We start from the raw sequence: 25,002 nt of genomic DNA on the forward strand, positions 1-25,002 counted from the left end.
AGGTAGATGACAGTTTTTATGACGGATATTTTAACCCTAAAACCACCTCGTCATACTACTTCTTCATTATACAAAAATAGTGCAAGATAGAAATCACTTTCTTTCTTACACTATTTATGGTACTAAAAACCTTCCAATTTAATGGAAGGTTTTTTGAAGTGAGTACCCGGGTATTTTATTTTTGAGATACGGTCTAAGAGTGCACTCTTTATTGACCGCCTCTTAAGATTCTAATTGGTGATTAGTCTCTTTTGCTTGCTGCGTAAGCAACTGATGCTGCTGCAAGGATTCCAGCTACGCCAGCTACTCCAGCGATACCTGTTTTAGCGTTTGAGCCAGCTTTTTTAGATGGCATGTTAGATTTTTTGTCTTCTTTTTTGTCTTCTTTTTTGTCTTCTTTAACTTCTGGTTGAGCTTTTTCGTTTTCTTTGATTGTGTTTTCGATGTCTTCAGCGTTCTTGTTTAGTTCTTTTGTAAGAGCTTCAAGATCAGCGTCAGAAGCTTCATCAGCGTAAGCTGTAGCTATGAAAGCTGATTTAACACCAAGTGCTTTGTTAGCTTTTTCGATTGTAGCTTTAGCGTCTTTGATTTGTTTTTCAAGAACGTCTTTAACCTTAGCAACTGATTTTGGAGCTTGTTTTAGTAGGAATTCTGCAGATGAGATAGCTACTTCTGCTCTTGTTTTAGCTGCTTCAAGAGCTTTAACTAATTCAGCTCTATCTTTTTTAGCATCTTCTTTAACAGATGGTTTAACAACTATTTTGTCGTTTTCAACTACTACGATATCTTTAGCAGCATTAGCAGCACCCTTTAGCTTATCGAATTTCTTTTCATAGTTATCATTAGCTACTTTTTCATTATTTAGTGCAACACCATAAGCTGCGTAAGAGTTTGTTAGTTCTTCGTTAGCTTTGATTAGGTTAACAAGAGCTTGAGCTTTTGCAGAAAGTTTTGTTGTATCTTTCTTATCAAGTTTTCCTTCAGCTGCTTTCTTTACAGCTACACCAAGGTCTGCATTTGCTTTTTCTAATTCAGCATTTTTGTCTAAGAATGCTTTTAGAGCTGCTTCATAAGCATTATTTTTTTCAACTTTTTTAGCTTCTCCAGCTTTTAAATTTTTGTTTGCTTTATCTTCTTCATCTTTTGCTTTTTTAGCTTCTACAAGTGTTGCTGCTAGTTTATCAGCATCTTTCTTTAATCCTTCAGCTTTTGTTCTTAGAGATTCTACGTCGCCAGCTTCAGCTTCATTTTCTTCTTCTGGAGCATTTTTGTAAGCTTCTTCAGCTTTTTTAGCTGCTACTTTAGCTGCTTCATATCTAGCTTCTGCTGCTTTTGAAGCTGCTTGAGCTTCTTTTCTTAATAGGTAGAATTTGTTAGCATCTGCTAATTTTTCGTTGTAATCTTCAGCTATAAGTTGTGTACCTGATTTAGCTGTGTCAGCTACTGCTGGTGCTACTGCACCAAGACCTAGAGCTAGTGCAAGAGCACCTGCTGCTAATTTATTTAATTTCATAATTAATTTCTCCTTAAATTTCGTTTAAACTTTTGTACAATTTTTTAGTACTCACTTTACAATTATTATCTTACAACACATTCTCCATATTGTCAACACATTTGATTAATTTATCAATATATCTAAAATTTTTCTAAATATAACGACAAATTATCTTCACAATTGGTGGTGATTTCTACAATAGGAATTTCATATATTGGCTTTATTACTCGCTTTTGCAAGCTTAATGCTAAATTATGGAATTTTGTAGGACCACACAATTGATGTTGAATTTCTACAATAGGATTTTGGGGAATTTCTACAATAGGAATTCCTTATATTTTGTTGTTTGATAATATCTATTAATATACTAATTTTATTTGGAATTGCAAGATGGTTTCCTTAATTTACAATAATTTAAGATGATTTTTTTATTTAAAACATAATGAAATATTTTTATTTACTTTTGCTCTTCGTAACTAAATAATTTGGTATTTTTCTTTCTTATTTTTTCTTAGTGATACAATATCATTTGCTATTTTTCTTCGTAACTTAATCATTTAGTAATTAATTTCTATTTACTATTGAATCTTCGTAATAAGGGGGAGGTCCAAGGACCCTTTCGCATGGGTCCTCATCGCCCTCCCCCTTACACCCCCTCTACGTTACACCCCACAAGCGACTCTTGCAGAGGGCAAACTGAAGATTGCCTATGGCAATCTTCTTTATTAGACCTGACTGCTATTCATCCTGGTCCAAAATCTATTATTTCAAATCTCGTCAGCTAAAAATTTAGATTCGCTACGCTCAACAAAATTTTCTTAACGCTTCCTTGATTTAAAATAATTAACGATTTTATTTATATAGGTCTTAAGACTATCTTACCAAGACCTACTTATCGCAATGTTTGCGAGAGCAAACGAGCCTAAGACCTACTTTGACGTCAATATTCTCTCAGAATACAGAATAATTCTCCAAAGGTCGGGAGATTTTGTAAATGGAGATGCCGTTAAGAAAATCTCCTGACGCACGAGTACAAATTAAATTTCTGTAACTACTGAGATGTAGAGTACATATAAAAGAAATATTTGGGCTAGATTGAGATTTTTAGGCATCGGAATGTCAAAATCAGTTAGGATAGGTATAGCTTTTACGAAGGGCTCCGTCTACAAAGAGTGGCTTGCCGAAGGCAAGCTTCTGTTCATGCTCCCCGCTTTAGGGGCCGCCTGGGGGTGTAACGGAGAGGGGTTTAAGGGGAGGCCGATAAGGGACCATGCGGAAGGTCCCTTGGGCCTCCCCTTATTACGAAGATTCAATAGTAAATAATAATAATTTAATAAAAGATAAAATTACGAAGAATTAAAGTAAATAAAAATATCACACTTATATAATAGTAATAAAAAAGGGGAATTTTAGGGGGTGATACCCCCTAAAACTCATTTATGGTAGGGTTCCCCACTTATTATCCTATGGGCCCTATATATCTGTTCCATTAATATCACCCTCATTAGTTGGTGTGGGTAGGTCATTTTGCCGAAGGAGATTCTGTTGTTGGATCTTTTTAGGATGTTTTCTCCTAGGCCGTTTGATCCTCCTATTACTAGGACTAGGTCTCTGCCGGCTCCTTGGATTTTTTCTTTTTGTATTAGTTTGGCGAAGGCTATGCTGTCTAGGGCTTTGCCTTGTATTTCTAGGGTGATGACGTAGGAGTCTTCTTTGATTTTGGCTAGAATTTTTTCGCCTTCTTTGTTTTTGATTTGGTTTATTTCCTTTTCTGATAGGTTGTCTGGGGCTTTTTCGTCTGGGACTTCTACTATTTCTACTTTGTTGTAGGCTTTCATTCTTTTGAGGTATTCGGCTAGGGCGTCCTGGTAGAATTTCTCTTTTATTTTGCCTACTGCTATGATTTTGATGAGCATTAGTTTTGGTTTTGGGTGTAGGTGTCGAAGGAGTCTCTGATTTTGCTGAAGCCTTCTTCTGCTAGGACTTGTAGGACTATGTCTTTGATGTCGCTTGTCCTGTGGACTCTTTGGTTGTCTAGGTGTTCATTGCCTGCTAGGAGCTTTTTGCCTATGTCTTTTAGGATCATTGCTAGGTCTGATGTGTTTAGTTGCATGCCTGACTGGTCTGCGGCGTTTTTGATGGATCTGGCGATTTTGTCTGGGTTGTATTTTTCTAGATTGCCTGATCTTTTGACTACGTATTCGTCCTTACCATTTATCATGTCCATGATTTGGTCTAGGGGTAGGTTTTTTGCGATTTGACCTAGATCTAGGTCTATTATGTTGTTGTCTTTTAAAAAGTCGCCTAGGAGGCTTAATATTTTTTCTGTCATGATTACCTTCCTTTATATATTTATTGTTAGTTTATTTATACCCAATATTTCTTTTGACTATGTTTTTGTATTGTTTTGAGCAAATTTTATAGTATTCCTATGGTTTTTGCAATAATTTATGAATTATTCCTATAGTTTTTGCAGAGACCTTTTAAAAAAGAGACCCTTGGGTCTCTTAGTTTTATAATTGGCTTGGGTCAAGGTTGAAGGTGTCCCATTCTGATAGGTCGCCTGCTTGGAAGCCTTTTTGGTACCATCTTACTCTTTGCTCGCTTGTGCCGTGGGTGTAGGATTCTGGGACTACGTAGCCCTGGCCTTTTTTCTGGATGGCGTCATCTCCTATGACCCAGGCTGTGGATATGGCCTCGTCTATGTCGCCTTCATCTAGGTAGCCTTTGTCGTGTTGGTATCTGGCTACTACTCCTGCCAGGTAGTCTGCCTGGAGCTCTAGGCGTACTGTGAGGGCGTTTCTTTCTTTTTCTGGTAACTTTTGCATGAGCTTTTGGTATTGGTCCATGATGCCTGTGACATTTTGGACATGGTGGCCGATTTCATGGCTTATGACGTAGGAAACTATGAAATCTCCGTTTTTGGCTCCAAAATCATTGACCAGATTATTGAAGAAGGACAAGTCCATGTAGACTTTATTGTCTACTGAGCAATAAAAGGGGCCGGTGCCTGCTTGGGCAAAGCCACAACCGGTGTTGATGGCATCTTTGAATATATCCATCTTGGCTGGTGTGTAGTTGATTCCTTCCTTACCGAGGATTTCGCTCCAGGCATCTTCTGTATCGGCTAGGACTACGGCTGAGTATTCGTAGAGGTCTTTTTCCGCCTGGGTCATGACGTATTCTTCTTGCTGGGTCTGTGGGGCTGTCTTTGTTGTGGATTCTAGGGCTGTGAATGGGTCGCCTGTGATTAAAAATATGACAAGGGCAAGGATTATTCCTCCCCCACCTAGGGCCAGGCCACCACGCCCACCGCCTCGGCCGGCATTATTTATATTTCCACTTTGTCGTCTACCTTTCCATTTCATAAATTTCTCCTTTTTGTGTATATAATATAGATACCCAAATTTGGGGTGAATTATTGGAGGAGTTGATATGAATAGGTTGCGATTTGGATTTAATCAGACTTCGGATATAGGGAATTGTCGTACTTGGGTTGTTTTCCTAGCCTTCGAATATAGCGGCATATCGTGATTGGGTTATCCTTAATTTATTAATTTAGTGCCTAGATGGACCGGTGTAGTTACTAATCCCTATATAGAAAGAACCATGAGAGTCCTCAATGAGCCACGTAAATATGCCTTGATTTGGCATATTTACGCCGAATGATAGCGTGATAGCGCGGAGAGCTTCGAAGAAGCGGCATTCGTACGGGCTGGCTTGTCGCAAGCTCTGTCGGGGTGGGTATATTGTGAGTCCGTAGTTTTTCGTTAGTTACTTATAATTATTTAAAGGAAATACAATAATAAAGAGTGTTAATAAAACCAGAAACCGACTCCCCTTCCATTTCGAGCCAGAGCGAGAAATCTCATGGTTCTCTTTATTGAGGGTTCTGTGTGTACATCGGTGATTGGTTTCTGCTTAATTCAGTACTTACATGGCCCGATGTAGTTACTAATCCCTATATAGAAAGAACCATGAGGCCTCTCGTCGCTTACGCTCTGTCGAGGTGGGAATGTTTTTTCCTACAGTATGTATAAATTCATAAATGATTTCTTATATAGATATAAATCACATATCCTCGAATAAAAAGTAAATGACAAGCACCCCTCCCATTTCGAACTTTGTGAGAAATCTCATGATTCTTTATGTCGAGGGTTTTGTGGGTACATCGATGATCGGTTTGTATAGCCTTTGAATATAGAGGCATATCGTTCTTAGAATATTGCTTTTTTGGCTAATTCATCTGCTAGGTCGTTGTATTTGTCGTTTGAGTGGCCTTTTACTTTTACAAAGCCTATTTGTATTTTTTCTCTGGCTTCTCTTATGAATGCTTGGTAGGACTGGGTTAGGGTGTTGTTTGCTTTCCATTCTCCTTCTGCCCAGCTGGCTATGCCTTGGTAGTCGTGGTGGATTATGATTTTTTTGTAGGATTTTTCTAGGGCTTTTTCTATGGCTAGTTCTGCCGCTTTTACTTCTCCTGCTACGTTTCTGTGGATGTAGTAATTGTCTTGGTAGGCTTTGTTGAAAGTTTCTTCTTTATCGTCTTTGATTAGGACTACTCCTGCTCCGTAGGTTTTTTCTTTGAGGTTGAATGACCCGTCTACGTAGGCTATGACTGTGTCTTGGTCTATTTTTATTTCTTTTTTCTCATTTGCTAAATAGTCTAGGGCTTCTTCTTTTGTTTTAAAGGATTTGTAGGAGGCGTTTGGGTAGCCTTTTACTTCTTTTAAACAAGAATCCCAGGATGTGTAGATCCCAGGATTTCTGCCTTTTTTTACTGCGTAATATTTCATATTGTGTCTTTGTTGACCCAGTAGGTTACTGTTCCTGGCCCAACTGTAAATACTCCGTTTCCGTTTTCATCTATGGTTATGTCTTCGTTTTTGCCTGATAGGTCGGTGTAGGTGGCGCCAGCTTCCTCTTCACCTACGAACATTTGCTTTTCTGCCATGTCTTTGATTGAGACTAGGACTGCTAGTGGCTTATGGCTTTCATCTCCTCTTCTTACCCATCCAATTACTGATGGATGGTCGAAGTAGTCGTCTTGTTCGCCGTAGTTGTAGTTTTTCCTTACTTGCATCATATTATCGAGCATGTCTTTTAATGGTTCTGTTTTATGCTCTCCTATTAGGCCGTAGTAGTCTCCTGCAAAGAGGCATGGGTAGCCGTCTTTTCTGAATAGGATTAGGGCGTAGGCTATTTCTTTGAACCACTCTTCTACCCATGAGTCTAGGGATTGGCCTGGTTGGCTGTCGTGGTTGTCGACGAAGGTTACTGCCTGGGCTGGGAAGTCTTTGACTATTGTGTTGTCGAAGATTTTTCTCATGTCGTAGTTGCCCATGGATTTGCTGGCTTCGTTCATATGGAAGTGAAGGGGTACGTCAAAGAGGTCGATCCTGTAGTCTGAATTGTCTAGGTAGGATTCGATGGCTCCTGTGTCATATTGCCAAAATTCTCCAAATAGGTAGAACTTGTCTGCGCCCTTTTTTTGCATTACATATTTGGATAGATCGTAGATGAAGTCACCTGAGATGTGTTTGAGGGCATCGTATCTGAAGCCATCAACCTTGGTTTCTTCTGTGAACCAGTCTACCCATTTAAATATTTCTTCTCTTACTTCTGGGTGGGTGTGGTCTATGTCGCAGTTCATGAGGTAGTCGAAGTTGCCTTTTTCTTTGGATACATCTTCGTCCCAATATTTGCCATCGCCTAGGATTCTGTAGATGGCTGATGTTTCGGTTTTGGCATCGTAGTCGACTCCTGTGAAGTGGTAGTAGTGCCAGACCATGTCTGAGTATTTGCCCTTTCTGCCTTTGAAGTCAAAGCCTGTCCAGCCTTCGATTTCCATTTCTCCTGATACGTCTTCTTCTCTATTGTTTTGATCTACCATGACCGCCTTGAAGTTTTCCTTGAAGTCTGCATTGCCTTTGTGGTTTAGGACTACGTCTGCGTAGGATTTGATGCCTGCTGCGTGAAGGTCTTCGATGGCCTTGATTAGTTCGTCTTTGGTGCCATATTTGGTTCTGATGCTGCCTTTTTGGTCAAATTCACCTAGGTCCCAGAGGTCGTAGATTCCGTAGCCTACGTCCATGTCTCCCCCACCCTTGCACATTGGTGGGAGCCAAAGGGCGTCTATGCCTGCCTTTTTGAGGTCTTTGGCTGATTTGCTTAAGTTTTTATAAAAGGAACCGTCTCCATTTGTATCCCATTCAAAGGATTGCATCATTATTTCGTTAGCCATTTTTACTCCTTGCAGATGTCTATGGACTTGCTGGCGCCTATCCTGTCTGCTCCTGCTTCGATTAGGGCTAGAGCTTCTTCTCTGGTGTGGATGCCGCCGCTTGCCTTTACTTTGATCTTGCCTTCTACTGCTTCTCTCATTAGCTTGATTTCAGCTACAGTCGCTCCTCCTGTTGAAAATCCTGTGGAGGTTTTGACGAAGTCTGCTCCTGCATTTAGGGCTAGCTTGCAAGCTTTGATTTTTTCATCTTCTGTTAGTAGACAGGTTTCTATGATTACCTTGAGAATATTTTCTCCTATAGCTTCTTTGATGGCTCTGATTTCATCTTCTACATAGAAATAATCTTCTGATTTTAGCCTGCCAATATTGATTACCATGTCTATCTCACTTGCCCCATCTCTGATGGCTTCTTTTGCCTCAAAGACTTTTGCATCTTTGGTCATGGCTCCTAGTGGAAAGCCTACTACTGCTGCAATTTTGATGTCTTTGTTATAATCTCTTATAAATTTGACATAGGATGAGTTGACGCAAACTGAGTAGAAGTCATTCTCTACTGCTTCGTCTACTAGTTTTTTAATTTGGTCAAAGGTCGCATCTGCCTTTAGGTTGGTGTGGTCTATATATTGGTTAATTTTCATCATTTCCTCCATATTCTATGAGGGCAAGGGTTAGGTCATCTGCCATTTGCTGCCAATTGAAGTCTCTTATATTTTGATAGAGGGCTTGTATGTCGCCCTTTTTGGAAAATTCTTCTCTGAGCCTTTCTAGGCCATATTCCTTGCCATTTTCATTTTTCGCTTCTATTGTTCCATCTGTGAAGAATAATATCTTGTCATTTTCTTCTAGTTTTAGGGTTTTTTCTTTGTATTTATCAGCCTCTATTATATTTGATATCATCCTGCCACTTACAAGGAGATAATCAGCTATTTTCTCGCTTTGCCTATAGATAAGGGGTGGACAATTGTGGCCAGCATTGGCAAAGACTAGGCTATTGTCCCTAAAATCAAAGATGCCAAGCCAGGCTGTGAAATATTGGCTGGAGTCTATCTCTAATTTGGTAAATTTCTTCCTGAGGTTGAGAAAGACTTGGCTAGGGCTATAGTCTGGGTGCTTGTCAAAGATGGCGGACATAGACACTTTTAAAAACATTGTCATTATCGATGCCTTGACCCCATGGCCCATGACATCTGCTATATAAAATGCTGACCTATTTTCGTCAATCTTGATTAAGTCGTATATATCGCCTGAGACCTTTTCAGAAGGATTGTAGATGCCTGATATTTTAAGCTTGCCATAGGTTTTATTTTTAGGGAGAATAGATGCTTGGATTCTTCTTACAAATCTCAAGTCATCTATCATGTCCTTGTTGGCATTGTAGAGGTCTATTTTAAGGATGGATTCACTTGTGATATCCCTGTAGACTTCGATTGTGCCAGCAAAGTCCCCATCATAGAAGATTGGGGATGTCTTTATGGAATAATACTTGCCATCGATTAACTTTTCTTCAATCATGGTTGTGGTTTTGACCACTTCGTTGCTATTGCTAAGTAATAGGTCGATATTATCATCTAGGTAGGTCTTTAAGGTCTCGCTCTTATCTAGAGCATCAATAAGGGCGTCATTAACAAAGGCTACCTCGCCCCTGTCATCTATTATCCTGACCCAATCATCCATTGCGTTTAGGATAAAAAAGTTGAAATTTTCTCTTAAGTAATGTGTTTTTTCTAAAGACCCTGTCATAATTTGCCCCTTTAACTTTCTTAGTATGACTATATCATTTTTAGCATAGTAATTCAATCTAGTTTTATAGGTGGAAATGTATTTAAAATATTATTTGGCCCACAAGAAAAAGCCAGCTAGGCTGACTTTTCTTTATAAAGGAGTTTAGGCTTTCGCTTGCTTATAAAGCTCTGCCCTTAGGGTTTGGATATATTTTTCTACCTTTTTGTTGATTTCTTTTTGTTTGGCTATTAATTTTATGAGTTTATCTCTTTTAAATGAGTCAGTAAGCCATCTATTGCATAGATACGGGCTTAGATTTATAGATTTGCTTCTAATTTTATGATTACTTTTTCAATTTTGGCGAGTATTACTTTTTGTCTGGAGATTAATTTGGTGAGCTTATCTTTTCTGGCTTTTGGCATGTAATTATGGGCCATGTAGTTTTCTGCGTAGGCTACTATTCTTTTGTTATTTTCAAAAGCTTGTCTTAGGGCTCTGACGGAGTTGGCGTATTTTGTATTTTTCCTTTTATTATAGGCTTCTAAGTCTGTTTCTAGCTCTTTTACACGAGCATCTACATAGTCTTGATCATAATTATCATTGTTTCTAATTTCTTTTAAGTGATTTATCTGACCGAATATGCTATTGGCTAAAAAATCGCTTGATTCTTCTGCTTTTCTTTTGAAGGTCTTAGCTTTTTCTAGGAGCCTATCTAGGTTTTCGTAGTTTACTGGGTCACTTGCTTTTATAAAGTTGACTGTGTATTCTATCGGGTAGGCTAAGCCTGCATCACTTATGCCACTTACGCTTATCCTATAGGATGCGTTAGTTTGTTTTTTAAGCTCGTGACCAAAGATTAGGGCACTACCATAGCCGTAGTTTTGTTTTGATATATAAAGGCCATTAGCTGGTGTGTAGGTTTTGACCTCTCCAGTTTTTAGATTTTCTACTTTCACACTTGTGTTTAGCTCGTCTATATCTAGTAGCTTTCCTATTTGGATTGAAAATGGTGAGCTTGGCTTTACTAGTTCAACTAGGGTATTTGCTGCAGGGTAGGCTATTACGTCTTTATTTCTAAATCTAGTATTAGCTTCATCTATCACAGTTGTTGCGTTGAATTTGCCTAGGTGACCTATGCCCATTTGTACTGCATAAGGATTTAAGAGCCATCTTCTATGGCCTACACTTTTATAATTATTTGGACTTCCATCATCCATATATGCCATGATGGCACTATATGGGGAGTTATAACCTGTTCCTAAGTTTGAGGTCTTGGCCCCTTCCTTGCCTGCTAAAATGATATCTTCATTTCCGCTATAGCCTGCTGGTGTTGGTGGGTAGTGGTTCATAGCTGAGTTGAGGTTGAAAACTAGGGTTGCTGATTGGGCAAGGGTAGACATTTGCTTATTTTCAAATACCTCCGGAAGACCTACCATGAATCTGTAGGTATTTATAAAGTGTAGGGTGTCTTCTATCACCTCATCTGTCAAGCTTCCCAATTGGTTTGCTCTTGGATTTGGTATCTGGCTATAAATTTGCCTAGCATTTAGGTCATAGCTAGGCTGGGTTAGGTTTATGCCTGCAAATTTTACCTTTGAAGTAGATCTTGTCTCATAGTTTCTCCAATAGGCCTTTACTTTTTCTGCGCTTGGCATGTTGGTCGTAATGCCAAGACTTTGGCCAGCGGATAGGCTTGTACTTGTTGTGTCTATTTCATTTGCTGAGATTAGGTCTGGGCTTGTTTGCTTCGCTTCGTCACTTAGTGCTGGATCTAAGGTGCCTATTTCGCTTGCCTTACTTATAGCAAGTGGTGAGATTAGGCTTGCTGCTAGGGCAAGTCCCAATATTTTCTTAGTCTGCATTATTGCTCCTTTGTAGAATTATGGTAACTTAAAGTTTAACTTAGGATTTAATTTTGGATTTTCGCTTCTAATTTTACTAGGATTACTTCTATCCTTTCGAGGATATTTTTCTGTTTTCCTACTAGCTTTGTAACTTTTTCTTTTGTTTCTTTTGGCATGTAGTTATTTGCCATATAATTTTCTGCATAGGCTACTATTTTTTTATTGTTTTCTACTGCTTTTCTGAGGTTTATTACTGAATTTTTGTATTTTTCATCAGTTACGCCAAGGTCTTTTTTCATTCTTTGGTAGTAGTTATCAAATAGGTTCCTATATTCATTTATTGTATAATACTTTCCTACTACTCCTGAGCTTAGAACTAGGGAGTGAGCATAATAATGATTTTCTCCCTTTCTTACTCCATATCCTGCAGTTTTATCTTGATTTACGCTATCTACCATGTTGGTGTAATGACCTACCGTACTTGGTGTGTAGCCTCCTACACTTCTAAATTTCTTGCTTAGGGCATCAATGTTTTCTTTTTTGGATAAGTAGGCGGACATTTCACTTTCTGTTTGGTAACCTTGGCTCCTTAGATAATCATATACTTGCTTTTCCTCATCCCACCATTGTTCTATGGATCTTGCTGCTTGCTTTTGATTATTCCACGCTAGGTTTTCGCTTGTATTAAAGACTGTGGCATGGTCTGGTGTGCCTGCAGAGTAGTTGGCATTGCCTTGGCCTACTGCCATCATAAAGCTTGTGATTCCTAGGGTGTCTAGGTGAGCTCCATCGATTCCACGGTCATTTTGTCTTTTTGCTTCTACCATGGCTATATTTTCTATGGCTTGTTTCATATTATCCATGCTTGCTGCATCATCTGAACTATTTCTTTGTCTAGCGCTTAGATAGGTACCTTCTTTATCATCTGCTCTTGTTAGGGCGTAAACTGCTTCTTTATCATCGTTTTCTAGATAAAATCCTAGGACTCCATTTTTCCACTTGTCCTTGTTTGAGAGGGCTTCGTATTTGGATTTTTCTTCTTCAAATACTTGATTTAGCTCTTCTTGGCTTATCTGTTTACGGTCACTAAATATATAAGACCAGTTTACGGATGTCATTATATTTGTATTTGGGGCAGCAAAGCAAGTTTCATCCATAAATAGTCCTGTACTTGTTGCTAGGGCAAGGCCTAATAAGATTTTCTTTATTTTCATTTTTACTCCTTTAACAAAATATTCTATTATAATAATTATAACATATTTTTTATATTTTCAAAATTGCTAAAAGAAAAACCACCCTCTTTTGAGGATGGTCTTTATTTAAATTATAATCTAAATAAATTATCTGATGCCCACAGCCGCGAGTTTTGGGCATTTATTTATTAAACTAATTCAAGGATAGCAAGTTCAGCTCCGTCGCCTCTTCTTGGTCCTAGTTTTAGTACTCTTGTGTATCCACCATTTCTGTTTTCATATTCTGGTGCTATTTCTGAAAATAGTTTTTGAACTACTTCTGGCTTATATAGGTAGCTTGCTGCTTGTCTTCTTGTGTGAAGTGTATTTTTCTTACCTAGTGTGATCATTTTTTCAGCCATTTTTTGTGTTTCTTTGGCTCTTGTTACTGTAGTTTCGATTCTACCGTTTTCAAGTAATGATCCTACAAGGTTTCTTAGCATAGCATTTCTGTGGTCGGTTCTTCTACCTAGCTTTCTTTTTCCTGCCATGTTTTCCTCCTATTCATCTTTTAGAACAAATCCAAGTTCGTGGATTTTGTCTATTACTTCTGTTAGTGATTTTTTACCGAAGTTTTTGATTGTTTTTAGTTCTGATTCTGGAACTGCTATTATGTCTGCCACTGTATCAAAGCCTGCTCTTTTTAGGCAATTGAATGATCTTAGAGATAGGTCTAATTCTTCGATTGTCTTATCTAGGCCTTCGTCTAAGCTTTCTTCTTCTGGTTCATCTATGATTTCTTCTTCTTCTGGTGGGAACTGTTTGTCTGGAAGTTCATTGAAGAAGGAGAAGTTTTCCATTAGGATTGATGAGCCTTCTGCTAAGGCTTCTTGTGGGCTTACTGTTCCATTTGTCCATACTTCTATGATTAGTTTATCATAGTCTGTTGATTCCCCTACTCTAGTATTTTCTACTGTGTAGTTTACTTTTTCTACTGGAGTGAAGGATGAATCGATAGCGATTGTTCCTATAGGATCTGCTTCGTCTTTATTGTCTTCACTTATCCTATAGCCCTTTCCATTTGTGACATCCATTGCTATTAATAGCTTAGATTTGTCATTTACTGTTGCTATATAATGGTCAGGATTAGCTATTTCAACTAAGGCATCTTCTTTTATATCTTTGGCTGTGACTATTTTTGGTCCTTCTATGTCTAAAAATAGGGTCACATCTTCTTCTGAGTGCTTTTTGACTCTAAGACCTTTGATATTTAATATTATTTCAGGAACGTCTTCAACTACTCCATCTATTACTGAAAATTCGTGGAGTACACCATCTATTAGTATTTTTGAGACGCTAGAACCAGGTAAGGATGATAGAAGCACCCTTCTCATGCTGTTTCCAATGGTTGTACCATATCCTCTTTCTAATGGATATAGGGCGAATTTGCCATAATGGTTTTCTTCGTTTATATCCAGTATTTCTATATCTGTGTTTAATTTTTCGATCATGGTAGCTCCTTAGTTCTAACTTAATTAATCCTACTTAGAGTAAAACTCTACTATCATACGTTCTTCAACTGGAATATCTATCTCTTCTCTTGTTGGGAATTTTTCTACTTTTACTTTTAGGTTTTCTATATCAGAATCTAACCATTCTACTACGCCAAATGATGCATTTACTTCTTTGATGTTTTTGAATAGTTCTTTGCTTCTTGATTTTTCTCTAACTTCGATTACATCGCCTTCTTCTACTAGGTATGATGGGATGTCTACTTGTTTGCCATTTACTAATAAGTGGCCGTGTGTTACTATTTGTCTAGCTTCTCTTCTAGTTCTAGCAAGACCTGATCTGAAGGCTATGTTATCTAGTCTTCTTTCGCAAAGGATTATAAGTTGCTCACCTGTTTGTCCCTTCATTCTGCTTGCTTTGTCGTAGTAACCTCTAAATTGTTTTTCACTTACTCCGTAGATGAATTTAGCTTTTTGTTTTTCTCTTTGTTGCATACCATATTCAGATAGTTTGCTTCTTCTTTGTGGAAGAGCTCTGTTTGAACTACCTGTATATCCTAGGTAGGCTGGAGAAATGCCTAAAGCTCTCGCTCTTTTGTATACTGGATCTTTGCTTACTGCCATAATATCTCCTTATTAAACTCTTCTTCTCTTTGGTGGTCTACATCCGTTGTGTGGGATTGGTGTTACATCTTTGATCATTGTAACTTCTAGTCCTGCTGCTTGTAAGCTTCTGATTGCAGATTCTCTTCCTGAACCTGGGCCTTTTACGTAAACTTCTACAGTCTTTAGACCATGTTCGATAGCTTTCTTTGCTGCTACATCTGCTGCTTCACCTGCTGCAAATGGAGTAGATTTTCTGCTGCCTCTAAAGCCTAATTGTCCTGCGCTTGCCCAAGAGAGTGCATTACCTTGCATATCAGTAAGTGTTACCATTGTATTATTGAATGTTGATGAAATGTGTGCTTGGCCACGTTCAACATTCTTTTTAACTCTTCTTCTACCTTTAGTAGATCTTTTTCCTTTTGGAGCCATTTATTAACCCTTTCTGCTTTTTCTTGTTCTTGCGTTGTTTTTAGTATTTTGACCTCTTACTGGAAGTCCCATTTTGTGTCTTAGTCCTCTGTATGAACCATTTTCTCTTAGGGCCTTGATGTTGAGATTTCTTTCTCTTCTTAGATCACCTTCGATTGTGTATTTGTTTAGTTCATCACGGATTTGACCAAGTTCTTCTTCTGTAAGGTCTTTCATCTTTGTATCAGGATTGATTCCTGTGTTTTTTAGTATTTCGTTTGCAGTTGAACGACCTATACCATATATATATGTTAGTCCGATTTCTGCTCTTTTTTCTCTAGGTAAATCTATACCAGCTATTCTTGGCATTGTACCCTCCTAACCTTGTCTTTGTTTGTGTTTTGGATTGTCGCAGATTACCATTACTTTACCATTTCTTTTGATAACCTTGCATTTATCACACATTTTTTTAACTGATGCTCTAACTTTCATTTTTGCTCCTAACTTAAGTTTATATCTTGCCTTGGGACTACCCGATATATCGCCGGGCTACTTCTTTCTCCAGGTTATTCTACCTTGGCTAAGATCGTAAGGAGATAATTCTACTGTTACCTTATCTCCTTCTAATATTCTAATGCTGTTCATACGAAGCTTTCCTGATATATGAGCTTGTATTTCATGTCCGTTATCTAGTCTTACTACAAATATTGCATTTGGTTTGGCTTCGATAACTTCCCCTGTTACTTCTATAGCATCTTTTTTTGACATTGATAGAACCTCCTTTTTATTATCTCTAAAATGTCTATTGAACGCTTTATTTCTTATCAACGACTTTGTTCTAGAAATCTATGAAAGATTCTATCACATCTATTTTTCCTAACATAAATTAAGTTTATTCCCCTAATTTATTATTAAACTCGTTAAAAACTTCTTCTGGAGTTTTAGCGCCATCTATTGTTATTAGCTTACCAGCTTCTTTGTAGTAGTCTATAAGTGGACTGGTTTGCTCGTTGTAGATATTGATACGGTTTTTGACTGTATCATAATTGTCATCATTTCTTTGGATTAATTTTCCACCACATCTATCACAGATACCTTCTTTTTCTGGCTTGTGATTTTTAATGTGGTAGGTTTCTCCGCAGTCTGGGCATACTCTTCTGCCTGTGATCCTATCTATTAGGATTTGACTATCTACGTTGAAGTATACTACCTTGCTTATTTCGGTGTTTCTTTCTTCCATTCCGTAATCTAAGGCCTTGGCCTGTTTCATGTTTCTTGGAAATCCATCAAATAAGACTATGGTATTTTCTTCTTTGTCTAGTTTATCAAAGGTATCCCATACCAGGTCTATTGTTAGCTCATCTGGTACTAGGTCTCCTTTGTCCATAAAAGATTTTGCTTTCATTCCCAGTTCAGTTTTATTTGAGATATTATATCTGAATATATCACCTGTTGCTATCTGAACTGCATTTTTTTCATTTATTATTTTACTTGATAGCGTACCCTTTCCAGCTCCTGGTGGGCCTAACAAAATTATATTCATGTCTTACCTGTTTAAAAATCCTTTATATTGCTTCATTGTCATCATAGCTTCGATTTGTTTAACAGTTTCTATTATTACTCCAACTACGATTATGACACTTGAACCACCGAATGATATGTCTAGTCCTAATACTCTACTTGCTACAGCTGGTACTATAGTTAGTAGGGCTAGGGCTACTGATCCTACAAATGTTATTTTTGTTGATACATTGGCTAGGAAGTCACTGGTTGGTTTTCCAGGTCTGATGCCTGGGATGAATCCACCGTTTTGTTGAAGTTGCTTTGCATACTCAACAGTATTAAATTGAATTTGATTGTAGAAGTAAGCAAATATTAATATTAGCACACTTTGTACTAGTAAATATACTCCAAATCCAAATGTAGAATTATTGAAAAATGCTGTTAATCCACTTTGTCTTCCGTTTCCAAAAAATAGGGAAACTGTTGATGGGATTGCAAGAACTGCTGATGCAAAGATTATTGGCATTACATTACCCATGTTTACCTTTACTGGTATGTGGGTTGATTGACCGCCATACATTTTACGTCCGACAACTCTTTTTGCATACTGGATTGGAATTTTTCTTTCACCTTCTGAGATCATTACTACTGCCATTACTATTAGTACTATGATTACGCACATTATGGCGATTGCTAGTACGCTTGTGGTGTTGTAGTGTAGACCTTCTTGCCATCTAGCTAAGGTTCTTGGGAAGGAGGCGATGATTCCCATGAAGATTAGTAAGCTTGTACCATTGCCAAGTCCCTTTTCTGTCATGGTTTCGCCCATCCATGTTACAAACATTGTGCCACCGATTAATACTACGTTCATTACGATTTTTTGGAAGCCTGTCGCATTTGATAGGGCTGCTCCATATAGACCGTTTGTTATAGCTATCGCTTGGAATATTGCGAGTGCTATGGTTACGTATCTGGTGTATTTCTGGATGGTTTTTCTTCCTTGCTCACCTTCTCTAGTTAGCTCTTCTAGCCTTGGTATTACAACTGTTAAAAGCTGCATTACTATTGATGCTGTGATGTATGGTTGTACACCTAGGGCAAATATTGATAGGGTTGATAGGCCACCACCTGTTAACATGTTTAGGTAGTCTACTAAGGTTCCCTCAACATTGCTGTAAGCATTGGCTAGGGCTTGTGAATCTATAAATGGTATTGGAATGTTATTTCCTAATCTATAGATTACAAGCATCATTAGAGTAAAGTAAAATTTTTGTCTAATTTCCTTTTCTCCAGCTGCCTTTCTTATTATATCTAGCATGAATCACTCTTTTCTATTAAGCTTTTTTAGATGGTTTTACCCATTTTTTAACTTCGATAGTTTCTACTGATCCACCTGCTGCTTTGATTTTTTCTTCAGCAGATTTAGTAAATTTATGAGCTTTTATTGTTAGTTTCTTTTCTAGATTTCCGTCTCCTAAGATTTTAACGCCGTCTTTTGCTTTGTTTTTTCTTAGGATTTTGTTTTCAAATAATAATTCTGGTGTTACTTCTGTTCCGTCTTCGAAGATGTTTAAGCTTTCAACATTGATTGTTTCATAAATCTTTCTGTTGATGTTTTTGAATCCTCTTTTTGGAAGACGTCTGTATAGAGGCATTTGGCCACCTTCAAAGCCTGGTCTTGTACCGCCACCGCTTCTTGAGTTTTGACCGTCTTGTCCACGTCCAGATCTTTTACCAAGTCCTGAACCTGGGCCTCTACCTTTTCTTTTCTTATCTTTTAATCTTTCATTTGGGGCTAAATCATGTAATTTCATTTCCCACCTCAGTTTATTTCTTTGACACATACCATGTGGTCGATTTTGTGAATCATACCTTTGATTGCGTCGTTATTTTCTTTTACCACTGTTTGACCAATTTTTCTTAGGCCTAGGGCTTTTGCTGTTCTTATTTGATCATCTTTTTTACCGATAAAAGATCTTTTAAGTGTGATTTCAATTTTTGCCATTGTTTTCTCCTTAATAGTCAAATTCTTCTACCGATTTACCACGAAGTCTTGCGATTTCTTCGACTGTTTTCATGTTTGAGAATGCTTCTACACATGCGTTGATGATGTTTCTTGGGTTTGATGTACCTAGGTTTTTAGCCTTGATATCTTTGTAACCTGCAAGTTCGCATATAGCACGTACTGGACCACCTGCGATGATTCCGGTACCTTCTGCAGCTGGCATTAGTAGTACTCTTCCTGCTGCAGAGTGTCCCTCAATTCTGTGTGGTATTGTTGTACCTACTAATGGTACTTCGATCATGTGTTTTTTAGCATTTTCAGTTGCTTTTCTTATAGCTTCTGGTACTTCTGTAGCTTTTCCTGTTCCTACACCAACTACTCCATTTGAGTTTCCAACTACTACTAGTGCTGAAAATCTCATGTTACGTCCACCTTTTACGGTTTTAGCAACTCTGTTGATTGCAACTACTCTATCTTCGAGGTTTAGTTTTTCCACTTCACTTTTTAATAAATATTTCACTTTCAAAACCTCCTAAAACTTAAGACCAGCTTCTCTTGCTGCATCTGCGACTGCTTTAACTTTTCCGTGATATAAATATCCGTTTCTGTCAAATACTACTTCTTCTATGCCTGCTTCGAGTGCTCTTTTTGCTATTGCGCTTCCTACTTTTTTAGCAGCTTCGATGTTTGCTGATGAAGCATTGATTACTTCTTTTTGTAGGGTGTTGGCACTTGCAAGTGTTACTCCGTTTACATCGTCGATTAGTTGTGCATAGATGTTTGTATTTGATTTATATACTGAAAGTCTTGGTCTTTGAGGAGTGCCTGAAATTTTAGCTCTAACTCTTTTTTTACGAGTTATTAGTCTATCGTTTTTGTGTTTTCTTGCCATTATTTTCTCCTACTTACCTGTTTTACCGACTTTACGTCTTACATGCTCATCAGTATATCTGATTCCCTTGCCCTTGTATGGTTCTGGTTTTCTTTTTGCTCTGATGTTTGCAGCATGTTGACCTACTAATTGTTTGTTATATCCTTTTACAATTATGGTTCTATCGTTTGGTACTTCTACTTCGATTCCTTCAGGATCTTCCATTGTTACTTGGTGTGAGTAGCCTAGGTTCATTACTAGGTTTTTACCTTGTTTATTAGCTCTATATCCTGTACCTTCGATTTGAAGTGTTTTTGAATAACCTTCTGATACACCTACAACTATGTTGTTTAGTAGTGATCTATATAGACCGTGATCGATATTTTCTTCTTTTGTGTAGTTTTCTGGAATTTGTACTAGTATTTCATCGCCTTCTTGGACTAGACTTACTCTTTCAGATACTGTTAGAGCATCTTCGCCTTTAGGGCCTTTTACTTTTACATTTCTTCCGTTTATTTCTACTGTTACTCCAGAAGGTATGTGTATTGGTTGTTTACCTATTCTTGACATATATTACTCCTTACCATACGTAACAAATAACTTCGCCGCCTACGTTTTCGCTTCTTGCAGCGCGGTCTGTTAAAAGTCCTTTTGATGTCGAAATAATTGCTGTTCCTAGTCCGTCAAGTACTTTTGGAACTTCATTTGCTTTTACGTAAACTCTTAGGCCTGGTTTAGAAATTCTTCTTAAGCCTGAGATTACTCTTTCGCCATTTTCTGTATATTTTAAATCTATTGTAAGAATACCTTGTTTGCCGTCTTCTTCTACGTTAAACCCTGTTATAAAGCCTTCATCAAGAAGTATTTGGGCAATAGCTTTTTTCTCATTAGAAGATGGTAGTGAAACCTGTTTATGGTTTGCTTTATTACCATTTCTGATTCTTGTTAGCATATCCGCTATTGGATCTGTCATCATAATTATCTTTCCCCCTTAATTACCAGCTTGCTTTTCTTACTCCTGGAATTTGTCCATTATTTGCAAGTTCTCTAAAGCAAATACGGCAGATTCCATATTTTCTTAAGTAGCCGTGTGGTCTTCCACAAAGTTTACATCTTGTGTATTCTCTTGTTGAGAATTTTTGTTTTCTTTGTTGTTTAGCTCTTAGTGACTTCTTAGCCATTTTTGCTCCTTCTATTTCTTAAAAGGCATTCCCATTAATTCTAAGAATGCTTTTGCTTCTTCATCAGTCTTAGCTGTTGTTACGATTGAGATGTCCATTCCGTGTAGGAAGTCTACATCATCGTATTTGATTTCTGGGAAGATTAGTTGCTCTTTGATACCTAGTGAATAGTTTCCTCTTCCGTCAAATGAGTTTGGATTTATTCCTCTAAAGTCTCTTACCCTTGGTAGTGAAATTGAGATTAACTTGTCTAGGAAGTCATACATTTTTTCTCTTCTTAGGGTTACTTTTGTACCAATTGCTTGACCTTCTCTTAGTTTGAAGTTTGCTACTGATTTTTTAGCTTTTAATTCTATTGGTTGTTGACCAGTTATTAGGCTTAGCTCACGTTTTGCTGAGTTTAATAAGTTTTGGTTATCTTTTGCTTCTCCAAGTCCGCAGTTTATAACTATTTTTGTTAACTTTGGAACTTCCATTACGTTTTGGTAACCAAATTTTTCTATTAACTTACCAACAACTTCATTTTGATATTTTTCTTTAAGTCTGCTTGTCATAATTTCTCCTATCAACTAGTCGAATTTTTCGTCAGTTTTCTTTGATTTACGAACTTTTTTACCATCTTCGTAAACTATTTCTGTACGAACACCTTTTTTTAGTTCTTCTGAATATAGAAGTACATTTGATGCATCAATAGGACCATTTTTTTCAAGTCTTCCGCTTTCGCCACCCATTTGGGTTGGTTTTTGGTGTTTTACTTGTACGTTTACACCTTCAACTATTACTCTATTTTCTTTTGGGAAAGCTTGTAATACTTCTCCAACATGTCCTTTATATTCACCTGATATTATTTGGACTTTATCGCCTTTTTTTATATGCATTTTATCCCCCTATAATACTTCCGGTGCTAGTGAGATAATTCTCATAAAGCCTTCAGATCTTAGCTCTCTGGTTACTGGTCCAAAGATTCTTGTTCCTACTGGTGTTAGGTCATCTTTTATGATTACTGCAGCATTATCATCGAAGTTGATTGTTGAACCATCGACTCTTTTTAGTCCTATTTTTGTTCTAACTATTACTGCTTTTACTACTTGACCTTTTTTTACCGCTCCGCCGGGTGTTGCACTTTTAACTGAACAAGTTACTACATCACCAATATTAGCATATCTTCTTCTGGTTCCTCCAAGAACTTTGATTACTAAAAGTTCTCTTGCGCCGGAGTTATCTGCAACTCTCATACGAGTTTCTTGTTGTATCATAATAATCTCCTTATCAATTAAACAATTTCTGCCGCTTGGCTAATGCGTACTAGTCTCCATCTTTTTGTTTTAGATAGGGCTCTTGTTTCCATTATTACTACTTTATCGCCAACTTTAGCTTCGTTATTTTCATCATGAGCTTTGTATTTTTTGCTTCTGTTTATTCTCTTCTTGTATACTGGGTGTGGTATTTTTTCTTCTACAAGGACTGTTATTGTTTTGTCCATTGCATCTGAAACTACCACGCCTTGGCGTACGTTTCTTCTATTTCTTTCCATTTAAGATTAAGCCTCCTTGCCCTGTTGTAGCTTTCTTTCTGTTTGGATAGTCTTTACTCTAGCTATATCTTTCTTAACAGTTCCAATAGCTGCTGGGTTTTCTAATTGACCTGTGGCAAGCCTAAAACGAAGATTGAAAAGCTCATTTTGTAAATCAAATAGTTGTTTATCTAAATCTCTATCTGATAAATTTCTGATTTCTTTTACTTTCATCCTTATTCCTCCGTACCTGTTACTTCAAGTCTTTGGATGAATTTTGTCTTTACTGGAAGTTTTTGTGCAGCAAGTCTCATAGCTTCTCTTGCAACTTCTTCACTAACACCACTCATCTCAAATAGTACTTTTCCTGGTTTGATAACGGCTACCCAATACTCTGGTGCACCTTTACCAGAACCCATTCTTACCTCTGCAGGCTTTTTAGATACTGGTTTGTCTGGAAATACTTTAATCCAAATATTTCCGCCTCTTTTTATATATCTTGTCATCGCACGACGAGCAGCCTCGATTTGGTTTGCTGTCATCCAGCAAGCTTCTAGAGCTTGTAAACCATACTCACCGTAAGCTAGTTGGTTACCTCTATTAGCGTTACCTTTCATTCTGCCTCTATGTTGTCTACGATATTTAACTCTTTTAGGCATTAACATAAAAATTTCTCCTAATCTTTAAGACTAATTTTGTCCCTTTGCGTTAGCTTTGTTTGGACGTCTATTATTTCTTTTTCTTCTTCTGTTGTTTTGTGGTGCAGCTAGTTTTGGTTCTCTTTCAGCTTTTTCTCCTGGAAGTACTTCGCCTTTATAGATCCAAACCTTGCAACCAATCTTACCATATTCTGTATCTGCTTCAGCAAATCCGTAGTCTATGTTTGCTCTTAAGGTTTGAAGTGGAATTGTACCTTCTGAGTATCCTTCACTTCTTGCCATATCAGCACCGCCAACTCTTCCTGAAACCATTGTCTTGATTCCTTTAGCGCCGGCTCTCATTGTTCTACCGATTACTTGTTTCATTGCACGTCTAAATGCAACTCTGTTTTCTAGTTGGCTTGCTATATTTTCAGCAACTAATTGAGCAGATAGGTCTTGGTATTTGATTTCTTCAACATTGATGATGATTCTTTTACCAGGAGCTATTTTTTCTAATTTTGTTTTTAACTCTTCTACTCCAGCTCCACCTCTACCGATTACCATTCCTGGTTTTCCTGTAAAGATTGTAACCTTAAGATTGTTTACTGCTCTTTCGATTTCGATATCTGCGATTCCTGCATCGTATGCTGTCTTTTTGATGAATTCTCTTATTTTGTAGTCTTCTACTAGAAGGTCTGAGAAATCTTTTTTGTCAGCAAACCATTTTGAATCCCAATCTTTGATTACGCCTACTCTATATCCTTTAGGGTTTACTTTTTGTCCCATATTAATCCTACCTTTCCTCTATATCCGCTAACTCTACGCCGATATGACTTGATCTTTTTAATATAGGGTATGCAGCACCCTTAGCTTTAGGTCTGTATCTTTTCATAGTTGGTGCATCATTTGCGTATGCTTTTTCAACTATTAGATTTTCCCTGTCAAGTCCGTTGTTGTTTTCAGCGTTGGCAATTGCACTTTTTAGTACATCTTCAAGTAGTCTAGCACCTTTTTTGTTTGTAAATCTAAGGATATTTAGTGCTTCATCAACTTGTTTGCCTCTGATTTCTCTTGCTATATAGTTAACTTTAAGAGGAGATATCCTTTGATATTTAGCTATTGCTCTTACTTTCATTAGTTTCTCCTACCTCATTTTGCTTTTCATTTCAGTTGCCTTTTTAGCGTGGCCTCTGAATGTTCTTGTTGGTACAAATTCGCCTAGTTTATGACCTACCATATCTTCTGTGATATAGATTGGAACGTGTTTTCTTCCGTCATGTACTGCGATTGTATGTTCTACAAATTCAGGGAATATTGTAGAACGTCTTGACCATGTTCTTACAACTTTCTTTTCATTTTTTTCATTTAAAGCTTCGATTTTTTTCATTAAATGATCATCGACAAATGGTCCTTTTTTAAGTGATCTAGCCATTATATCCCCCTATTTTTCGTTTCTTCTTCTTACGATGTATGCAGAAGATTGTTTTTTAGCATTTCTTGTTTTAACACCGATTGCTTTTTTGCCCCATGGTGTCATTGGTGCTGGTCTACCGATTGGTGTTCTACCTTCACCACCACCGTGTGGATGGTCAACTGGGTTCATTGCTGATCCTCTTACGTGAGGTCTTCTGCCTAGGTATCTGCTCTTACCAGCCTTACCTACTCTGATTAGCTCGTGTTCTGTATTTCCTACAGTTCCTACTGTTGCTTTACAGTTTAGGTGTACCATTCTTACTTCGCCTGAAGGTAATCTTAGTGTTGCAAAGTTTCCTTCTTTTGCCATAAGTTGAGCGCCAGTTCCTGCACTTCTTACAAGTGTTGCACCTGTACCTGCTCTAAGTTCTACAGCGTGTACTGTTGTACCTACTGGGATGTCTTTTAGCTCTAGTGCGTTACCTGGTTTGATATCAGCTTCAGATCCTGATTCGATTACATCGCCTACTTTTAGTCCCTTTGGAGCTAGGATATATCTTTTTTCACCATCAGCATAAGCTACTAGTGCGATATATGCGCTTCTGTTTGGATCGTATTCGATGGTTTGTACTTTTGCTGGGATATTGTCCTTATCTCTTTTGAAGTCGATAATTCTATATCTTCTCTTAACTCCGCCACCACGGAATCTTAATGTTGTTCTACCTGTATTGTTTCTTCCGCCCTTGCTCTTAAGGTCGGTTGTAAGTTTCTTGTATGGTTTTGATGTAGTAACTTCTTCAAAGGTACTTACTGACATATTTCTATGTCCGTTTGAAGTTGGTTTTAATTTTCTAATAGCCATTTAACCCCTCC

Annotated in this window: 36 protein-coding genes; all 36 read right to left on the bottom strand. The window is 37.7% G+C overall.

The window, feature by feature from the left end; genetic code table 11:
* Positions 1-241 precede the first annotated feature (241 nt).
* Positions 242-1,513 (bottom strand): hypothetical protein, encoded by a 1,272-nt coding sequence (locus NH286_RS06530; RefSeq protein ID WP_265237728.1) that lies wholly within the window; start codon positions 1,511-1,513, stop codon positions 242-244.
* A gap of 1,415 nt (positions 1,514-2,928) precedes the next feature.
* Positions 2,929-3,411 carry a 23S rRNA (pseudouridine(1915)-N(3))-methyltransferase RlmH gene (gene rlmH / locus NH286_RS06535; protein ID WP_265237730.1) on the bottom strand — a complete coding sequence of 161 codons (483 nt, stop codon included), beginning with the start codon at positions 3,409-3,411 and terminating at the stop codon, positions 2,929-2,931.
* Entirely contained in the window at positions 3,411-3,827 is a 417-nt protein-coding gene (locus NH286_RS06540) for an ATP cone domain-containing protein (RefSeq protein ID WP_265237732.1), read from the bottom strand. Before NH286_RS06540 ends, rlmH begins: the two co-directional genes overlap by 1 nt.
* A 181-nt stretch (positions 3,828-4,008) precedes the next feature.
* Entirely contained in the window at positions 4,009-4,863 is an 855-nt protein-coding gene (locus NH286_RS06545) for a neutral zinc metallopeptidase (protein WP_265237734.1), read from the bottom strand.
* An 849-nt stretch (positions 4,864-5,712) separates the two neighbouring features.
* Positions 5,713-6,291, bottom strand: a complete 579-nt coding sequence (locus NH286_RS06550) for a ribonuclease H family protein (RefSeq protein WP_265237736.1) — start codon at positions 6,289-6,291, stop codon at positions 5,713-5,715.
* On the bottom strand, positions 6,288-7,739 hold the full coding sequence (locus tag NH286_RS06555; protein ID WP_265237738.1) for an alpha-amylase: 1,452 nt from the start codon (positions 7,737-7,739) through the stop codon (positions 6,288-6,290). The genes NH286_RS06550 and NH286_RS06555 overlap by 4 nt, the downstream gene beginning before the upstream one ends.
* 2 nt (positions 7,740-7,741) lie before the next feature.
* The gene (gene deoC / locus NH286_RS06560; RefSeq protein WP_106461000.1) at positions 7,742-8,377 is read right to left on the bottom strand and encodes a deoxyribose-phosphate aldolase; all 636 of its coding nucleotides are present in this window, start codon (positions 8,375-8,377) and stop codon (positions 7,742-7,744) included.
* On the bottom strand, positions 8,367-9,479 hold the full coding sequence (locus NH286_RS06565) for a PP2C family protein-serine/threonine phosphatase (RefSeq protein ID WP_106461001.1): 1,113 nt from the start codon (positions 9,477-9,479) through the stop codon (positions 8,367-8,369). Before NH286_RS06565 ends, deoC begins: the two co-directional genes overlap by 11 nt.
* A 299-nt stretch (positions 9,480-9,778) precedes the next feature.
* Complete coding sequence (locus tag NH286_RS06570; RefSeq protein ID WP_265237741.1) at positions 9,779-11,323, bottom strand: CAP domain-containing protein; 1,545 nt, start codon at positions 11,321-11,323, stop codon at positions 9,779-9,781.
* 47 nt (positions 11,324-11,370) lie between these two features.
* The gene (locus tag NH286_RS06575; RefSeq protein ID WP_265237743.1) at positions 11,371-12,519 is read right to left on the bottom strand and encodes a hypothetical protein; all 1,149 of its coding nucleotides are present in this window, start codon (positions 12,517-12,519) and stop codon (positions 11,371-11,373) included.
* Positions 12,520-12,686: 167 nt separating this feature from the next.
* Entirely contained in the window at positions 12,687-13,028 is a 342-nt protein-coding gene (rplQ, locus tag NH286_RS06580; RefSeq protein WP_106461004.1) for a 50S ribosomal protein L17, read from the bottom strand.
* Between the two features lie 9 nt (positions 13,029-13,037).
* On the bottom strand, positions 13,038-13,988 hold the full coding sequence (locus NH286_RS06585; protein ID WP_265237745.1) for a DNA-directed RNA polymerase subunit alpha: 951 nt from the start codon (positions 13,986-13,988) through the stop codon (positions 13,038-13,040).
* 30 nt (positions 13,989-14,018) lie between these two features.
* A complete protein-coding gene (rpsD, locus tag NH286_RS06590; RefSeq protein WP_106461006.1) occupies positions 14,019-14,612 on the bottom strand; it encodes a 30S ribosomal protein S4 in 594 nt (197 codons plus the stop codon).
* A 12-nt stretch (positions 14,613-14,624) separates the two neighbouring features.
* Positions 14,625-15,023, bottom strand: a complete 399-nt coding sequence (rpsK, locus tag NH286_RS06595) for a 30S ribosomal protein S11 (protein ID WP_106461007.1) — start codon at positions 15,021-15,023, stop codon at positions 14,625-14,627.
* A gap of 3 nt (positions 15,024-15,026) precedes the next feature.
* Positions 15,027-15,371, bottom strand: coding sequence for a 30S ribosomal protein S13 (gene rpsM, locus NH286_RS06600; protein ID WP_106461008.1), 345 nt, complete (start codon positions 15,369-15,371; stop codon positions 15,027-15,029).
* A 9-nt stretch (positions 15,372-15,380) separates the two neighbouring features.
* A complete protein-coding gene (gene rpmJ / locus NH286_RS06605; protein WP_019191178.1) occupies positions 15,381-15,494 on the bottom strand; it encodes a 50S ribosomal protein L36 in 114 nt (37 codons plus the stop codon).
* A gap of 57 nt (positions 15,495-15,551) precedes the next feature.
* The gene (infA, locus tag NH286_RS06610) at positions 15,552-15,770 is read right to left on the bottom strand and encodes a translation initiation factor IF-1 (protein WP_265214196.1); all 219 of its coding nucleotides are present in this window, start codon (positions 15,768-15,770) and stop codon (positions 15,552-15,554) included.
* Between the two features lie 124 nt (positions 15,771-15,894).
* Complete coding sequence (locus NH286_RS06615) at positions 15,895-16,545, bottom strand: adenylate kinase (RefSeq protein WP_265237748.1); 651 nt, start codon at positions 16,543-16,545, stop codon at positions 15,895-15,897.
* A gap of 3 nt (positions 16,546-16,548) precedes the next feature.
* Entirely contained in the window at positions 16,549-17,823 is a 1,275-nt protein-coding gene (gene secY, locus NH286_RS06620; protein WP_106461011.1) for a preprotein translocase subunit SecY, read from the bottom strand.
* 16 nt (positions 17,824-17,839) lie between these two features.
* On the bottom strand, positions 17,840-18,319 hold the full coding sequence (gene rplO, locus NH286_RS06625; protein WP_106461012.1) for a 50S ribosomal protein L15: 480 nt from the start codon (positions 18,317-18,319) through the stop codon (positions 17,840-17,842).
* A gap of 8 nt (positions 18,320-18,327) precedes the next feature.
* The gene (gene rpmD, locus NH286_RS06630; RefSeq protein ID WP_234025846.1) at positions 18,328-18,510 is read right to left on the bottom strand and encodes a 50S ribosomal protein L30; all 183 of its coding nucleotides are present in this window, start codon (positions 18,508-18,510) and stop codon (positions 18,328-18,330) included.
* 10 nt (positions 18,511-18,520) lie between these two features.
* Positions 18,521-19,030 carry a 30S ribosomal protein S5 gene (rpsE, locus tag NH286_RS06635; RefSeq protein ID WP_106461014.1) on the bottom strand — a complete coding sequence of 170 codons (510 nt, stop codon included), beginning with the start codon at positions 19,028-19,030 and terminating at the stop codon, positions 18,521-18,523.
* A 12-nt stretch (positions 19,031-19,042) separates the two neighbouring features.
* Positions 19,043-19,405, bottom strand: a complete 363-nt coding sequence (gene rplR / locus NH286_RS06640) for a 50S ribosomal protein L18 (protein ID WP_414826864.1) — start codon at positions 19,403-19,405, stop codon at positions 19,043-19,045.
* Between the two features lie 6 nt (positions 19,406-19,411).
* Positions 19,412-19,951, bottom strand: a complete 540-nt coding sequence (gene rplF, locus NH286_RS06645; protein WP_106461016.1) for a 50S ribosomal protein L6 — start codon at positions 19,949-19,951, stop codon at positions 19,412-19,414.
* 10 nt (positions 19,952-19,961) lie between these two features.
* Positions 19,962-20,357: a 30S ribosomal protein S8 gene (gene rpsH, locus NH286_RS06650; protein WP_265237750.1), complete on the bottom strand. Its 396-nt coding sequence runs from the start codon at positions 20,355-20,357 to the stop codon at positions 19,962-19,964.
* A gap of 19 nt (positions 20,358-20,376) precedes the next feature.
* Positions 20,377-20,562, bottom strand: a complete 186-nt coding sequence (locus tag NH286_RS06655) for a type Z 30S ribosomal protein S14 (RefSeq protein WP_004836723.1) — start codon at positions 20,560-20,562, stop codon at positions 20,377-20,379.
* Positions 20,563-20,573: 11 nt separating this feature from the next.
* Positions 20,574-21,116: a 50S ribosomal protein L5 gene (rplE, locus tag NH286_RS06660; RefSeq protein ID WP_106461018.1), complete on the bottom strand. Its 543-nt coding sequence runs from the start codon at positions 21,114-21,116 to the stop codon at positions 20,574-20,576.
* Between the two features lie 15 nt (positions 21,117-21,131).
* The gene (gene rplX / locus NH286_RS06665) at positions 21,132-21,440 is read right to left on the bottom strand and encodes a 50S ribosomal protein L24 (RefSeq protein ID WP_106461019.1); all 309 of its coding nucleotides are present in this window, start codon (positions 21,438-21,440) and stop codon (positions 21,132-21,134) included.
* Positions 21,441-21,449: 9 nt separating this feature from the next.
* On the bottom strand, positions 21,450-21,818 hold the full coding sequence (gene rplN / locus NH286_RS06670) for a 50S ribosomal protein L14 (protein ID WP_265237752.1): 369 nt from the start codon (positions 21,816-21,818) through the stop codon (positions 21,450-21,452).
* A 17-nt stretch (positions 21,819-21,835) separates the two neighbouring features.
* Positions 21,836-22,096: a 30S ribosomal protein S17 gene (gene rpsQ / locus NH286_RS06675; RefSeq protein ID WP_106461021.1), complete on the bottom strand. Its 261-nt coding sequence runs from the start codon at positions 22,094-22,096 to the stop codon at positions 21,836-21,838.
* Positions 22,097-22,102: 6 nt separating this feature from the next.
* Positions 22,103-22,309, bottom strand: coding sequence for a 50S ribosomal protein L29 (gene rpmC, locus NH286_RS06680; protein WP_106461022.1), 207 nt, complete (start codon positions 22,307-22,309; stop codon positions 22,103-22,105).
* Between the two features lie 2 nt (positions 22,310-22,311).
* On the bottom strand, positions 22,312-22,740 hold the full coding sequence (gene rplP / locus NH286_RS06685) for a 50S ribosomal protein L16 (RefSeq protein ID WP_106461023.1): 429 nt from the start codon (positions 22,738-22,740) through the stop codon (positions 22,312-22,314).
* Positions 22,741-22,764: 24 nt separating this feature from the next.
* Entirely contained in the window at positions 22,765-23,502 is a 738-nt protein-coding gene (rpsC, locus tag NH286_RS06690) for a 30S ribosomal protein S3 (protein WP_265214204.1), read from the bottom strand.
* 7 nt (positions 23,503-23,509) lie between these two features.
* Positions 23,510-23,851: a 50S ribosomal protein L22 gene (rplV, locus tag NH286_RS06695; protein WP_106461025.1), complete on the bottom strand. Its 342-nt coding sequence runs from the start codon at positions 23,849-23,851 to the stop codon at positions 23,510-23,512.
* A 9-nt stretch (positions 23,852-23,860) separates the two neighbouring features.
* Entirely contained in the window at positions 23,861-24,148 is a 288-nt protein-coding gene (gene rpsS / locus NH286_RS06700; RefSeq protein WP_106461026.1) for a 30S ribosomal protein S19, read from the bottom strand.
* Between the two features lie 9 nt (positions 24,149-24,157).
* Positions 24,158-24,991, bottom strand: coding sequence for a 50S ribosomal protein L2 (rplB, locus tag NH286_RS06705; protein ID WP_106461027.1), 834 nt, complete (start codon positions 24,989-24,991; stop codon positions 24,158-24,160).
* Positions 24,992-25,002 lie beyond the last annotated feature (11 nt).

The sequence above is a fragment of the Anaerococcus sp. NML200574 genome (assembly GCF_026131665.1).
Lineage (GTDB): Bacteria > Bacillota > Clostridia > Tissierellales > Peptoniphilaceae > Anaerococcus > Anaerococcus kampingae.